We start from the raw sequence: 12660 nt of genomic DNA, 5'->3' as shown, positions 1-12660 counted from the left end.
GGGGGCTGCGTATCGTCGCCGCGATGAGCACCCGCGCATTCTTCGTCCCCGACGGCGACGCGTTCATTCCCACCGACTGGGCGCGCGGCCCGTGGGGGCAGACCATCAGCGGCAACTACGTCGGCGGCCTCCTCGGCCACGTCATCGAGAGAGACGCCGGCGATCCGGAGCTGCAGCCGGCCCGCCTCACCGTCGATCTGTTCCGCCCCGCCGCGCTGGCCGACCCCGTGCGCATCGAGTCGACGGTGGTGCGGGAGGGACGCCGGCTCAAGCTGGTCGACGCCACCATGACCCAGTCCGGCACGGTCGTGGCACGCGCCAACGCGCTGTTCCTGCGCCGCGGGGAACAACCGCCCGGGCCGCGATGGTCGACGGCCGTCACGATGCCGCCCGTCCCGGCAATGCCGGACCCGGTTCCCGACGACGTCGTCACGTTGGTATGGACGTACGGAAAGAACGGCGACACACCGAGTTTCGGGCTCGGTGCCTGGGCACATCACGGGCCCAAGTACATCTGGACGAGAGACCTCGGGCTGCTGGTCGACGGGACCGAGCTCACCCCGTTCGCCCGCGCCGCGATGGCCGGAGACATGGCCAGCTCGCTGACGCACTTCGGCGCCGACGGCCTGCCGTTCATCAACGCCGACTACACACTGACCCTCAGCCGCCTGCCCGACGGGCCGTACCTCGGTTTGGCGGCCCTGACGCACCACAGCCACGCCGGTGTCGCCACCGGCACCGCGGTCGTCGTCGACGGGTTCGGCCCGATCGGCACGGCGACGGCCACCGCGGTGGTGAACCCGGGATTCAATCCGCCGCGGGCGCCGATCAGCTGAGGTACTGGGCGGTGGTGCCGGAGATCGGCATACCCTGCATGCCGAGCTTGCGATGATCCCAGCTGCGCAACCGAGACGGTACGACGCGCACGCAGATGCGGTTGTTCATCATCTGGTCGACGAAGGGCCGCATCTCGTCGGTGTACGGACCGGTGTAGCGCTCCCACACACTGATGCCGACGCGCAGGTTGGTCTCGGGGTCGTCGTGGATCTCGGCTTCCCCGTCGATCGACACCCCTCGCAGCGTGTCGTAGGACAGGCCGTCTTCGATCATCACCGTGATCGTCGGATCGCGACGCAGGTTGACGGCCTTCTGCGACTTGGCCTTCGTCTCGAACCAGATCTCCCCGTCGAGCACGGCGTACCACATCGCCACCAGATGTGGCCGCCCGCTGGGCAGCACGGTCGCCATCGTGGCGGTGCGGCTGCGGTCGATGAACTCGGTGATCTCGTCGTCGGTCATGACGATCTTGGCGCGCTCGTTCTTACCCACCTCGTGATACTTACAGGTCGCCGTCACGACTGCGTTACCGCCTACGCGTTTCGAACACCCGTGCGATGGGCATCCGGGTTGGCATGAGTGAAAACACCACACAGGCACCTCAGGAGAACGCGGAGAAGGACCCCTCGGAGTGGGTGACGGGCGACGAGCCGATGACCGGCCCGCAGCGCAGCTACCTGAACACGCTGGCCCAAGAGGCCGGGGTCGAGGTCCCCGACGACGCGACCAAGGCACACGCATCGGAGCTCATCGACAAACTGCAGCACGAGACCGGTCGCGGCGAGTAGCGCTTTCGCCGCCACCGGCACTACCCGGCGGCCAGTTGCGCGGCGCCCGGTCCGTCGAACGCCGCGGCGCTGACCGCCCGGCCGGACACCGCGAGCAGCAGATCGACGGCACGGCCTCGCACCACGATGCCGGCACCCATGTCGAACTCGGTGTCGGTGGCGACAAGCCGCAGCCCGTCCACCCGCTCACGTCCACCGCCGAACGCGGTGGGGGTCTTGACCTGGTAGGCCAATGCCGCCGCGACCGCGTCGGGGGCATAGGTGGCGGCGATCCCCAGCGGGCGCCGGATGTCCTCGCCGTGCACGATCGCCTCGACCAGCCTGGTCGGACGCGGCGCGATCGGGCTACGGGTCAGCGGCACGGCCGCCCGCATGGCAGCGAGCGTCTCGCGAGGATCGGTGCGTCGCTCCCGGGCGATCCCGGTGGCGTTGTCCGCGTCGAAGTCGAAGCGCGCGAACGCCATTCGCGTGGCGAAACGGATCCGCGACGTCCTGGCACTGTCCACCAGGTGTGCCAGCACGTCGTGGACATCCCACCCGGGGCACAGCGAGGGCGTGGCCCAGTCCCGGGGCGTCGACGATTCCAGGTCGTCGGTCAGGCGTGCCCGTTCAGCCTGGACGAACTCCCAGACCGCCGACGCAGTGAGTGTCATGGTGGTTGGACCAGGCGCCGGCGCAGTTCTCATCGCGCGGGGTCGGTCACTCGGTGAGCGTGGCTTCGAACGCCACCCGGTCGCCGCGGTAGAGCGCACGCACCACTTCGATCGGGGCGCCATCGACGTCCAGGGACACGCGGTTGAGCAGCAGCACCGGCATCGCGGTCGTCGTCTCGAGCAGCCCCGCTTCCCGCGGTGACGGCAGCACGGTCTCGATGCGCTCGGTAGCCGAACCGAACTCCACCCCGCCGGCGCGGATCGCCGAGTACAGAGACGTCGTCGGGTCGAACCGCTGCCGCAGATCCCCGAACCTGTGCAGAGGCAGGTAGGTGCTCTCCAGGCCGATGTGCGCGCCGTCGGCCAACAGCACTCGCTCCAGGTGCATCACCCGCGCTGAACTCCGGACACCAAGTGCCGCAGCGATATCCGGGTCGACGGTGACGTCCTCCCACGTGACCACCAGACGCCCCGGGGATCGGCCCATCTGCTGGGCACCCTCGGTGTAGGACTTCAGCGACAGGGGCTGAACCAGCTTGGGCCTCGACACCACGGTGCCGCGGCCGCGCCGTTCGATCCGGCCTTCGACGAGCAGTTCGTGCACGGCCTGCCGCACCGTCTCCCGGGCGACACCGAACCGGAGCGCCAGTTCCCGCTCCGGCGGAAAGGGGTCACCCTCGTGCAGCGTGGCCAGAATGTCGTCCAGCCCTGTTCGCACCAGATAGGGCTTGGGAAGGCTCATTTCGCCAGTCGGTGGGCAAGGTCCAGCACGACGTCAGCAGAGGCACCGGCCGCGTGCGGATCCTTGGCGGCGTCGTCGTAGCGGCGCAGCCTCAGGGCGTCGGCACACCAGGGATGTTCGGCGAAGGCACGATCGATGCCGGCACCGCCCTGGCTCGCCAACGACATCACCGACGTGGGGCTCAGCGCGCAGGCGTACGCCGGATCGACGGCGGCCAGGTGGCGTTTGGCCGCCACGTGCGCCCCGGCCAGCCACGCCACCCGGGCCCCGAACCGTGGGGTGAGCCAAGCGCGGGCCAATCCGGAATGGTCCTCGACACCCGGCCCGCCCAGCAGCGGGCTGTGCCCGATGTCGTGAAGGGCGGCGGCAAGCACCAATTCGTCGTCCGCCCCGTCGTCGAGGGCGCGGGCCGCCGACTGCATGGCGTGATCCCACTCGTCGACGGCGTCTTCGTCCCACACTCCGCGCAACGATTCGAGCACGGCTGCGGTCTCGGCACGAACATCGTCGGCTCGCTGTGGCATGGCCCAACCATACCCTCAATTGGTCTATACCAATTGTTTACCCGCTGTTCCCGCGCTTCACATCGGCCGTGTGCGGCGATGACGTCCGCACCGGGTTATGTCAGCGCCCATGCAGGTCACGATCGTCGGCGGTGGCATCCTCGGAACGGCGCACGCCTGGCACGCCGTCCGGCGCGGACACCACGTCGTCCATCTCGAGCGTGAGGCAGAGCCGCGGGGTGCCACCGTGCGCAACTTCGGGCTGGTGTGGGTGTCGGGCCGGTCCTCGGGTGAACTGGACGCCAGCCTGCGGTCGCGCACCCTGTGGGAGGAGATCGGCGCGGCGGTGCCCGGCATCGGCTTCCGCCCGTGCGGTTCTCTCACGCTGCTCCGCTCGCCCGCCGAAGTGGCTGTGGCCGAGGAGGTGTGCGCACGTTCCGATGCGGGCCGACGCGGCTTCCGGCTACTCGACCCGGATGCGGCCCGCGCCGTCAATCCGGTCCTGCGCGGCAAGTTCGTCGCCGCTCTGCACTGCGAACGCGACGGGGCGGTCGAGTCGCGGCAGGCCCTTCCCGCGATTCGCGCCGTCCTGGCCGCCACCGGGCGCTACACGTTCGTGCCCGGCACCGAGGCCCGCACCGTCACCGACACCCGCGTCGAGGACGACCGCGGAAACACCCATCACGCCGACGTGGTCATCGTCTGTGCCGGCGCCGCGCACGGTGGACTGGTGCGGGACCTCGCGGGCGACCTCCCCGTCCGCCGGGTGCGGTTGCAGATGATGCAGACCGCACCGCTCGACGAACCGCTGACCACCGCGATCGCCGACGGCGACAGCCTGCGCTACTACCCGGCCTACGCAGGCAATGCCCTGGATACGCTGCAGCGCAGCGAGAACCAGGATCCGGTGGCACACGAGCACCGCATGCAGCTGCTGTGCGTGCAGCGGCTGGGCGGCGGGCTGACCATCGGCGACACCCACGAGTACACCGAGCCGTTCGCCTTCGACGTCACCGAGGCCCCGTACCACTACCTCGCCGGCGTGGTCGAAGAACTTCTCGGCAGGCCGCTCCCGGCCATCAGGCAACGGTGGGCGGGCGTCTACAGCCAGTGCGTCGACCCGGGTCGGCTCGTGTATCGCGAACAGGTCAGCCCAGGCGTGTGGGTGGTGACAGGACCGGGCGGACGCGGCATGACCCTGGGCCCGGTGATCGGTGAACACACCGCAGACAAGATCGGATTGTAACCATGGAAGACAACATGATTCAGCTCGCCGTGATCGACATGGCAGGCACCACGGTCGCCGACGACGGGTTGGTGGTCGAGGCGTTCGAGGTCGCCGCTGGAGCCGGAGGCCTGCCCGAGAGCGGACCCGAACGAGACCACGCCCGCCAGTACGTCCTCGACACCATGGGCCAGTCCAAGATCACGGTGTTCCGCGCGCTGTTCGGCGATGAGGCTACCGCCCAGCGGGCCAACGCCGCGTTCGAAGACGCCTATGCCTCGCTCATCGCCGCGGGCCGCGCCGAGCCGATCCCTGGTGCAGCCGAGGCGATCTCACGCCTGCGGGATGGCGGGATCACGGTGGCGCTGACCACCGGGTTCTCCCCGGACACCCAGGGCAAGCTGATCGCGGCGCTGGGCTGGCACGACATCGCCGACCTTGTCCTGGCGCCCGGGGACGGCGTGCGCGGACGGCCGTACCCCGACCTGATCCTGACCGCGCTGCTGCGCACCGGCGCCGACAGCGTGCGGTCCGTCGCCGCACTCGGTGACACCACCAGCGACATCGAGAGCGCACTGCGGGCCGGATGTGCCGTCGCCGCAGGCACTCTCACCGGTGCCCACGACGAGCGCCAGCTGGCAGCCGCCGGCGCCACGCACGTCGTGGCCTCCGTGTCCGACTTCGCCGACCTCCTCCTGAAAGGCTGATCCATGACACTGCGCAGAACTCTCGCGGCGGTATCCGTCGCCGCACTGGCCACCCTCTCCGCCGCGTGCGGCGGCACCGGCTCGTCGGGCTCCGGCGACGGCACCACGCTGACGGTGTACAGCGCCGACGGCCTGGCCGGCTGGTATGAACCCACGTTCGCGAAGTTCACCGAGGAGACGGGCATCAACGTCAACCTCGTGGAGGCCGGCTCCGGCGAGGTGGTGTCGCGCGTCGAGAAGGAGCAATCCAACCCGCAGGCCGACCTTCTCGTCACGCTGCCGCCGTTCATCCAGCGCGCCGCCCAGTCGGATCTGTTGCAGCCCAGCGGCGTCGACACCAGCGGTATCGCCGAGGACCAGGTCGGACCCGACGCCACGTTCGTGCCGATCGTCGACAACGCGTTGAGCTTCATCGTCAATCCCGGCGCGAACCCCCCGCCCACCACCTGGGACGACCTCCTCAAGCCGGAGTTCAAGGGCAAACTGCAGTACTCGACGCCCGGCCAGGCCGGCGACGGCACGGCGGTGCTCGTCCTTCTGCAACACCTGCTCGGTAAGCCGGGCGCGCTGGACTACCTGAAGGCGTTGCAGGCCAACAATGTCGGGCCCTCGTCGTCGACGGGCAAGCTGCAGCCCAAGGTCAGCAACGGCGAACTGCTGGTCGCCAACGGCGACGTGCAGATGAATCTCGCGTCGATCAACGACGACGGATCGACCTTCACGATCTTCATTCCCGCCGGCGCGGACGGCAAGCGCACCAGCATCTCGCTGCCCTACGTCGCGGGCGTCACCTCCGGCGCGCCGCACGCCGACGACGCCAAGAAGCTGCTGGCATACCTGGTCTCCGAGGAGGTCCAGAAGACCGTCGAACCGGAGGCGCTGGGCCTGCCGGTCCTGGAATCCCTCAAGGGCACGGGCGCGACCACCCCCAACACCCCCGCTGCGGTACTCGACGGTGTCGACGTGTGGGTTCCCGACTGGAACGCGGTGCTCGCCGACCTGGACGCCGACCTCGCCGCCTATCAGCAGGCCACTGGTAGCTGACATGGCCCAGACGCGCGTCAGTCCCGCCGCTGCGCGGCTGCAGCCCATCACGGCCGAGCCGGGCACCCCCGCAATCCTTTTCGACCGGGTGGGGGTGTCCTACGGGCGCGGCAAGAAGACGACCCACGCCCTGGTGGACTTCAACCTGCGGGTGGCGGCGGGCGAGACGGTCGCGTTGCTCGGTCCCAGCGGATCCGGCAAGTCGACGGCGCTCAACGCACTGGCCGGGTTCGTCCGTCCCACCTCAGGGTCGGTGCGGCTCGGCGGCCGCGACGTCACCGATCTGCCGCCTGCGCGCCGCGGCATCGGAGTGGTCCTGCAGTCCTACGCCCTCTTCCCGCACATGTCGGTGGCGGGCAACGTAGCCTTCGGTCTGCACGCGCAGCGGGTGGCCCGTCACGAGATCGCGCCCCGCGTCCACGAAGTGCTCGACATGGTCGGGATGTCCGGGTTCCAGACGCGGCTGCCCCGCGAGCTGTCCGGCGGTCAGCAGCAACGGGTGGCGATCGCGCGCGCGTTGGCGATCCGTCCGTCGGTGCTGCTGCTCGACGAGCCGCTGGCGGCGCTGGACGCCCAGCTGCGTCACTCCATGCTGGCCGAGCTTCAGCGGCTCAAGGAGGCGCTGCCCGACACCGCGATGCTGTACGTCACCCATGATCAGGCCGAGGCGCTCGCGCTGGCCGATCGCATCGTGGTGATGAACAACGCGCGGCTGATGGACGTCGACACCGCCGAGAACCTGTGGAAGCGCCCGCCCACCAGCTTCACCGCCGCGTTCCTGGGCGGCGCAAATCTGCTGCCGTGCACGGTCGGCCGCGTGATCGGCAGCTCGGCACTGGTGACCGTCGGCTCCCGCACCGTCAACGCCGATGCCCCGCAGCCCGCCTTCGGTCACGACGACTGGGCACCCGGCTCGGCCGCGCTGCTGTGCGTGCGCCCGCACGCCCTCCAGGTGGTCTCGACGCGGGAACGGGACGCGTTGCCGGCTACAGTCAACGCCGCCGTCTGGCGTGGAGCGGTGACCCGCCTGGTGCTCGCAGTCGAGGCGCTGCCCGATCTGCTCGTCGACGTCGACGTTCCGGGCCACACACCCTTCGAGATCGGCAGCGTCGTCGGCCTGCGTCTGCCCGAGCCGGCCGGGGTCCTCGTATCCCCGGGAAGCGCGGCATGACCAGCGTTCTCGACCGGCCCGACACCACCCCCCCGCCGACGCCTGCCCCTCCGCGGTCCACAGCCTGGCTGTGGGTCCTGCCGCCGCTGCTCCTCGTGCTCCTCGTCGTGCTCTACCCGCTGCTGCGGGTGTTCTGGGAGTCCTCGGCCGACGGCTCGTGGGGTGAGGTACTCGGCTCAGCGGTGTTTCGTGATGCGCTGTGGCGCACCGTGGCGATCGCCGCCACCTCGACCCTCGGCTGCCTGGTGCTCGGGACGTTCCTGGCCATCGTGCTCGCCTTCGTGCCGTTCCCCGGCTCGACGGTGGTGGGGCGGCTGATCGACACCGTGCTCGCACTGCCGTCGTTCCTCATCACGCTGGCCTTCACGTTCCTGTACGGCAGCGCAGGAGCAGTCAACGCCGCGATCTCGGCCGTCACCGGCTCCTCGTCGCCCATGCTGGACTTCCTCTACACGCCGGCAGGTGTCATCACCGCGGAGATCACGTTCTTCACGCCGTTCGTGGTGCGCCCGCTCCTGGCGGCGTTCTCCCTGATCCCCCGTGCCCAACTCGACGTAGCCGCCAGCCTGGGCGCGTCACCCTGGACAGTGCTGCGCACCGTCGTCATGCCCGAGGCCTGGCCCGCCCTTGCCGCGGGCGGCAGCCTCGTTCTGCTGTTGACGCTCAACGAATTCGGCATCGTGCTGTTCACCGGCGCCAAGGGAGTGATGACGCTCCCGGTGCTGATCTACACCCGCGGCATCGTCACCTTCGACCTGCCCGGCGCCGCGGTGATCGCGACCGTCCAGGTGCTGCTCTCGCTGACCCTGTACGGCCTGTACCGGGTGGTCTTCGCCCGGCTCACGACCCGAAGGGAGGTGGGCGATGCTGCTGTGGAGCCCCCGAAGTAGAGCAGCGGTCCTCACCGTCTTCGCCGTCGTCGTGCTCGTGGTGTTCGTACTCCCACTCGGCACCGTGCTGCTCGCAGGGCTCGCCGGAAACTGGACCGGACCGCTGCCGTCCAACCTCGGCTTCGCCCGGTTCGGGGAGGCGCTGTCCGGCGAGGACCTGGCCAGTCTGTCGGTGAGCTTGCAGACCGCGTTCCTGTCCGGCGGCTTCGCCCTGGTGGTCGGGACGTGGGCCGCACTCGCCGCCCGCGAGGCACCCGACTGGCTGCGACGTGCCACCGATGCGGTATTCCACCTGCCCATCGCGGTGCCCTCGGTGGCCATCGGTCTCGGTCTGCTGATCGCCTTCAACTCGCAACCGTTGCTACTGGGTGGAACTCGGTGGATCGTGATCCTCGCCCACGCCGCCCTGGTGCTGGCGTTTGCCTTCAGCGCCGTGTCCGCGGCACTGGATCGGCTCGACCCCGCGTATCGCCAGGCCGCCGAGTCGCTGGGCGCCGGCTCGGCGCGGGTGCTGCTCCGGATCACGTTGCCGCTGCTGGCGCCTGCCCTCGGCGCGGCGGCGGGCCTGGCGGTGGCCCTGTCCATGGGCGAACTCGGGGCCACCGTGATGGTGTACCCGGCCACCTGGAAGACGTTGCCGGTGACCATCTTCGGGCTGACCGACCGGGGTCAGGTGTTCCAGGCCGCCGCCAGCACCACGCTGCTGCTGGCGGTGACACTGATCTCGCTGATGGTGCTCGGCCGGATCAGGGGACGCGCGGCGCTGCGCTGACCATCGCCGCCGTCACGGTGGATCGGTGTGTCGATGATCGGACGCGTAGGCCCTGATGACGGCCTCGGTGTCCCCGTCGAACCGGAGGAACTCCTGGCGGAGCAGAGCAGCGAGGCTGTCGACGGCAGTGGTGATCAGCGCCCCGGCCAGCCGCGTCTGCGGTTGTGCACTGCTGCGGGCTTCCGCCGCGAGCGCGGCCGCATACTGCAGCGATGCCGCAAGTGACGCATCCGCTTCGAGGTCACGGAAGTAGTAGGTGGCGCCGTACTGGGTGAAGTCGTTGCGCGCCTCCACGATTGCCGCGGCAAGCCCGGTGAGGACGCCGACGGGGACGCTGTCGATCCCGAGGTCCGGTTGACTCGAGCGTGCCTCGCGCAGTGTTGAGAGTTGCAGTGCCAGCACGCGTCTGCGCTGCAGTGCGGGGAATATCTGCAGAACCCAGGACACCGCCGCGGTGAGCAGCATGAAGCCGAACAGAGCCTCCAGCGGAACCATGATCCGCAGGAACGACGAGGTGGGAACGATGTCCCCGAACCCGAGCGTGCCCACGGTGACCAAGGACAGGTAGAGCGCATCGAACGCGTCACTTCGCGTTGCCGGGTCCAGTTCCGAGCCGTAGGCGAATGCTTCGGGCATTTGCGCCAGGTACAGCATCGCCCAGCCGACGACGGCGATCGCGCCCCAGGTCAGCACCACGAGGGCCAGTCCGAGCGGGCCGGTCAACGACGCGATCCGGCGATCGGCGCGAAACCCGCGCAGCAGCCACCAGACGAACTTCAGCACGACCGGCGCGATGATGCCGTGGCCGATGGGGTGGAACAGCGTGTGAAAGACATCGCGTCCCACGACGGCGATGAGCAGAAGACCGACCGCCGAGACCACCCGGTCCGTCATGCGTCTCCCCCATCACACCGGCGGTGCGGCCGGCTCTGACCATCATGACTGGTGCGCACGCCGCAGGCACTCACTCCGCGCCCGCGAACACCTTCCGATAACTCGACGGCGACATGCCGAGCCCGCGCCGCAGGTGGTGACGCAGATTGCCGCCGGAGCCCAGGCCGGACATCCGGGCCACCTCGTCGACACTGAACTCGCGGCCCTCCAGCAGTTCGCGGGCGCGGTCGATCCGGCGGCTACGCACCCACTCCCCGGGCGGCTGACCGGTCTCCTCGCGGAAGCGCCGGATGAACGTGCGGGGGCTCATCCCCGCGTGCTGCGCTAGCTGCCGGATGGTCAGCTGCTCGGCCAGGTTCGCACACGCCCAACTTCGAGTCGCCGCCGTCGATGCGAAATCCTGTGCAGGCAGATGGCGTTCGATGAACTGCGCCTGGCCGCCCTCTCGCCACGGCGGCACCACGCAGTATCGGGCCACCGCGTTGGCCACCTGGGTCCCGTGGTCGCGGCGAATCATGTGCAGGCACAGATCAATACCCGCGGCCAGCCCCGCGGAGGTGAGGACGTCGCCGTCATCGACGAACAACACGTTCTCGTCGAGGAGCACACGCGGGTACAACGACCGGAGGGTGCCGGCATGCTGCCAATGGGTGGTCGCCGGGCGGCCGTCGAGCAGGCCGGCGGCGGCCAGTACGAAGGCGCCCGTGCAGATCGAGACGACGCGCGCGGTGGACGGGATGGACTCGAGCGCCGCGGCGACCTCGGCGTCCAACCGCCCCTCCACCCGGGCCGGGTGATACCTGGTGCCGGGGACCACCACAGTGTCCGCGGTGGCCAGTGCCTCCACCCCCGCCGTGGGGACGATCGCGAACCCGGTGTTCGCCGGCACGGGCCCCGCAGTCAGGCCACAGGTGACGACGTCATAGAGCGGCTCTCCTCCGGCGCCGGTGGCCGCACCGAACAGCGTCGGCGCGATGACCGCGTCGAACCCGATGACGGGTTCGAGCAGCAGCACCGCGACGCGGTGCGGGCGGGGGGCCGGCGACATCCCACCATGGTGGCACGTTTTTGATGAATATCGGCAGTCTTGCCACTGGCCGTGGAACTGATCCCGCGCCATAGTCGAGCGGTGACCGTGACCGCGCGCTCTCCGCGCAACGCCGTCCGGCTGCACTGGGCCTGGGTGGTGGCCGCAGTCAGCTTCGTCGCGCTCCTCGGCGCCGCCGGCTTCCGGTCCGTGCCCGGCGTGATGATGAACCCGCTGCACCACGAGTTCGGCTGGTCCCACGGCACAGTCGGCCTCGCGATGTCGGTGAACATGACACTGTTCGGGTTGACCGCGCCGTTCGCCGCCGCCCTGATGGATCGCTTCGGCATCCGCCCGGTGCTCACCGCGGCCCTCGGCATGATCGCGGCCGGCAGCGCACTCAGCGTCACCATGACCGCTAGCTGGCAGCTGGTGCTGCTGTGGGGTGTGCTCGTGGGTGCGGGTACCGGCGCGATCTCGATGGGCTTCGTCGCGACGATCGCGACCCGCTGGTTCGACGCCCATCGCGGGCTGGTGACCGGCGTGCTCACCGCAGCCAGCGCCACCGGCCAGCTGATCTTCCTGCCGGTGGTGGCCGCCGTGACCACCGATCACGGTTGGCGGTGGGCGTCGCTGCTGGTGGCCGCCGCCGCACTGGCGGTGGTCCCACCCGTGCTGCTGTTGATGCGGAACTGGCCACGGGACAAGGGGCTTGGCCGCTACGGTCAGGATCCGGCGGTCGACACCGGTCCGGCGCCCCGGCCGCCGGGGAGCAGTTTCGCCGCGGCCTTCTCCGGCCTCCTGCTGGGCGCCCGGGTGCCCGCCTTCTGGTTGCTGGCCGGCAGCTTCGCGATCTGCGGCATGACGACCAACGGCCTCATCGGCACCCACTTCATCCCGGCGGCCAACGATCACGGCATGCCGACGACCGTGGCCGCCGGGCTGCTCGCCGTCGTCGGCGTCCTCGACGTGGCCGGGACCGTCTTCTCCGGCTGGCTCACCGACCGCGTGGACCCGCGGCTGCTTCTGGTCATCTATTACACCGGCCGCGGACTCTCCCTGGTCGCCCTGCCGGCGCTGCTTTCCCCGCAGGCCGAGCCCAGTACGTGGGTGTTCATCATCTTCTACGGGCTCGACTGGGTGGCCACCGTGCCGCCCACGATCGCGCTGTGCCGCAACTACTTCGGTGAACGGACGCCGATCGTGTTCGGCTGGGTGTTCGCCGCACACCAGCTCGGCGCAGCGGTGGCCGCGGCCGGGGCCGGGTGGCTGCGCGACCTGCAGGGCAACTACGACGCGGCGTTCTACCTCGCGGCGGGGCTGTGTGGGGTCGCCGCGTTGCTGTCCGTGTCGGTGCGCGCACCGCGCCCGGCACACCCCCCGGCGACATCGCCCGGCTGACCGCCA

Annotated in this window: 15 protein-coding genes; 9 read left to right on the top strand and 6 right to left on the bottom strand. The window is 69.9% G+C overall.

All coding sequences use genetic code 11. The features are described 5' to 3' along the window. Positions 1–23 precede the first annotated feature (23 nt). Positions 24–836, top strand: a complete 813-nt coding sequence (locus EL337_RS00285; protein WP_048635397.1) for an acyl-CoA thioesterase domain-containing protein — start codon at positions 24–26, stop codon at positions 834–836. Here EL337_RS00285 and EL337_RS00280 read toward each other — a convergent pair. Next, the gene (locus EL337_RS00280) at positions 829–1329 is read right to left on the bottom strand and encodes a pyridoxamine 5'-phosphate oxidase family protein (RefSeq protein WP_048635423.1); all 501 of its coding nucleotides are present in this window, start codon (positions 1327–1329) and stop codon (positions 829–831) included. The genes EL337_RS00285 and EL337_RS00280 overlap by 8 nt on opposite strands. A gap of 83 nt (positions 1330–1412) precedes the next feature. Between EL337_RS00280 and EL337_RS00275 the strand changes: the two genes are divergently transcribed. Then, positions 1413–1625 (top strand): DUF3072 domain-containing protein, encoded by a 213-nt coding sequence (locus EL337_RS00275; protein ID WP_048635396.1) that lies wholly within the window; start codon positions 1413–1415, stop codon positions 1623–1625. Between the two features lie 20 nt (positions 1626–1645). On the opposite strand, the gene EL337_RS00270 is transcribed toward EL337_RS00275, so the two are convergent. From EL337_RS00270 to EL337_RS00260, 3 genes are read right to left on the bottom strand one after another with little or no spacing between them, the layout of a single operon-like run. Next, positions 1646–2278: a maleylpyruvate isomerase family mycothiol-dependent enzyme gene (locus EL337_RS00270; RefSeq protein ID WP_048635395.1), complete on the bottom strand. Its 633-nt coding sequence runs from the start codon at positions 2276–2278 to the stop codon at positions 1646–1648. Between the two features lie 46 nt (positions 2279–2324). Then, positions 2325–3020 (bottom strand): GntR family transcriptional regulator, encoded by a 696-nt coding sequence (locus EL337_RS00265; RefSeq protein WP_048635394.1) that lies wholly within the window; start codon positions 3018–3020, stop codon positions 2325–2327. Beyond that, positions 3017–3544 (bottom strand): HD domain-containing protein, encoded by a 528-nt coding sequence (locus EL337_RS00260; RefSeq protein WP_048635393.1) that lies wholly within the window; start codon positions 3542–3544, stop codon positions 3017–3019. The genes EL337_RS00265 and EL337_RS00260 overlap by 4 nt, the downstream gene beginning before the upstream one ends. Positions 3545–3653: 109 nt before the next feature. On the opposite strand from EL337_RS00260, the gene EL337_RS00255 reads away from it, so the two are divergent. From EL337_RS00255 to EL337_RS00230, 6 genes are read left to right on the top strand one after another with little or no spacing between them, the layout of a single operon-like run. Further along, positions 3654–4769: a TIGR03364 family FAD-dependent oxidoreductase gene (locus tag EL337_RS00255; protein ID WP_048635392.1), complete on the top strand. Its 1116-nt coding sequence runs from the start codon at positions 3654–3656 to the stop codon at positions 4767–4769. A gap of 2 nt (positions 4770–4771) precedes the next feature. Beyond that, positions 4772–5455 (top strand): phosphonatase-like hydrolase, encoded by a 684-nt coding sequence (locus tag EL337_RS00250; protein WP_048635391.1) that lies wholly within the window; start codon positions 4772–4774, stop codon positions 5453–5455. 3 nt (positions 5456–5458) lie between these two features. Beyond that, positions 5459–6499, top strand: a complete 1041-nt coding sequence (locus tag EL337_RS00245) for a 2-aminoethylphosphonate ABC transporter substrate-binding protein (protein WP_048635390.1) — start codon at positions 5459–5461, stop codon at positions 6497–6499. Position 6500: 1 nt separating this feature from the next. Then, on the top strand, positions 6501–7670 hold the full coding sequence (locus EL337_RS00240; protein ID WP_048635389.1) for an ABC transporter ATP-binding protein: 1170 nt from the start codon (positions 6501–6503) through the stop codon (positions 7668–7670). Continuing rightward, positions 7667–8560 (top strand): 2-aminoethylphosphonate ABC transporter permease subunit, encoded by an 894-nt coding sequence (locus EL337_RS00235; RefSeq protein WP_048635388.1) that lies wholly within the window; start codon positions 7667–7669, stop codon positions 8558–8560. The genes EL337_RS00240 and EL337_RS00235 overlap by 4 nt, the downstream gene beginning before the upstream one ends. Then, positions 8535–9332 carry an ABC transporter permease gene (locus EL337_RS00230; RefSeq protein ID WP_048635387.1) on the top strand — a complete coding sequence of 266 codons (798 nt, stop codon included), beginning with the start codon at positions 8535–8537 and terminating at the stop codon, positions 9330–9332. Before EL337_RS00235 ends, EL337_RS00230 begins: the two co-directional genes overlap by 26 nt. A gap of 12 nt (positions 9333–9344) precedes the next feature. Here EL337_RS00230 and EL337_RS00225 read toward each other — a convergent pair whose 3' ends face one another. Both EL337_RS00225 and EL337_RS00220 read right to left on the bottom strand, forming a co-directional pair. Beyond that, on the bottom strand, positions 9345–10226 hold the full coding sequence (locus tag EL337_RS00225) for a potassium channel family protein (RefSeq protein ID WP_048635386.1): 882 nt from the start codon (positions 10224–10226) through the stop codon (positions 9345–9347). Between the two features lie 70 nt (positions 10227–10296). Beyond that, the gene (locus EL337_RS00220) at positions 10297–11274 is read right to left on the bottom strand and encodes a GlxA family transcriptional regulator (RefSeq protein WP_048635385.1); all 978 of its coding nucleotides are present in this window, start codon (positions 11272–11274) and stop codon (positions 10297–10299) included. A gap of 81 nt (positions 11275–11355) precedes the next feature. Between EL337_RS00220 and EL337_RS00215 the strand changes: the two genes are divergently transcribed. After that, complete coding sequence (locus tag EL337_RS00215; RefSeq protein WP_048635384.1) at positions 11356–12654, top strand: MFS transporter; 1299 nt, start codon at positions 11356–11358, stop codon at positions 12652–12654. The last annotated feature ends 6 nt before the right edge of the window (positions 12655–12660 follow it).

Source organism: Mycolicibacterium aurum, assembly GCF_900637195.1.
Lineage (GTDB): Bacteria > Actinomycetota > Actinomycetes > Mycobacteriales > Mycobacteriaceae > Mycobacterium > Mycobacterium aurum.
This window is presented reverse-complemented; position numbering and strand designations above follow the sequence as displayed.

Bases quoted from the DNA above. Each gene is read 5' to 3' on its own strand.
- EL337_RS00285 (WP_048635397.1), top strand. From the start codon at position 24: ATGAGCACCCGCGCATTCTTCGTCCCCGACGGCGACGCGTTCATTCCC.
- EL337_RS00275 (WP_048635396.1), top strand. From the start codon at position 1,413: ATGAGTGAAAACACCACACAGGCACCTCAGGAGAACGCGGAGAAGGAC.
- EL337_RS00270 (WP_048635395.1), bottom strand. From the start codon at position 2,278: ATGACACTCACTGCGTCGGCGGTCTGGGAGTTCGTCCAGGCTGAACGG.
- EL337_RS00265 (WP_048635394.1), bottom strand. From the start codon at position 3,020: ATGAGCCTTCCCAAGCCCTATCTGGTGCGAACAGGGCTGGACGACATT.
- EL337_RS00260 (WP_048635393.1), bottom strand. From the start codon at position 3,544: ATGCCACAGCGAGCCGACGATGTTCGTGCCGAGACCGCAGCCGTGCTC.
- EL337_RS00255 (WP_048635392.1), top strand. From the start codon at position 3,654: ATGCAGGTCACGATCGTCGGCGGTGGCATCCTCGGAACGGCGCACGCC.
- EL337_RS00250 (WP_048635391.1), top strand. From the start codon at position 4,772: ATGGAAGACAACATGATTCAGCTCGCCGTGATCGACATGGCAGGCACC.
- EL337_RS00245 (WP_048635390.1), top strand. From the start codon at position 5,459: ATGACACTGCGCAGAACTCTCGCGGCGGTATCCGTCGCCGCACTGGCC.
- EL337_RS00240 (WP_048635389.1), top strand. From the start codon at position 6,501: ATGGCCCAGACGCGCGTCAGTCCCGCCGCTGCGCGGCTGCAGCCCATC.
- EL337_RS00235 (WP_048635388.1), top strand. From the start codon at position 7,667: ATGACCAGCGTTCTCGACCGGCCCGACACCACCCCCCCGCCGACGCCT.
- EL337_RS00230 (WP_048635387.1), top strand. From the start codon at position 8,535: ATGCTGCTGTGGAGCCCCCGAAGTAGAGCAGCGGTCCTCACCGTCTTC.
- EL337_RS00225 (WP_048635386.1), bottom strand. From the start codon at position 10,226: ATGACGGACCGGGTGGTCTCGGCGGTCGGTCTTCTGCTCATCGCCGTC.
- EL337_RS00220 (WP_048635385.1), bottom strand. From the start codon at position 11,274: ATGTCGCCGGCCCCCCGCCCGCACCGCGTCGCGGTGCTGCTGCTCGAA.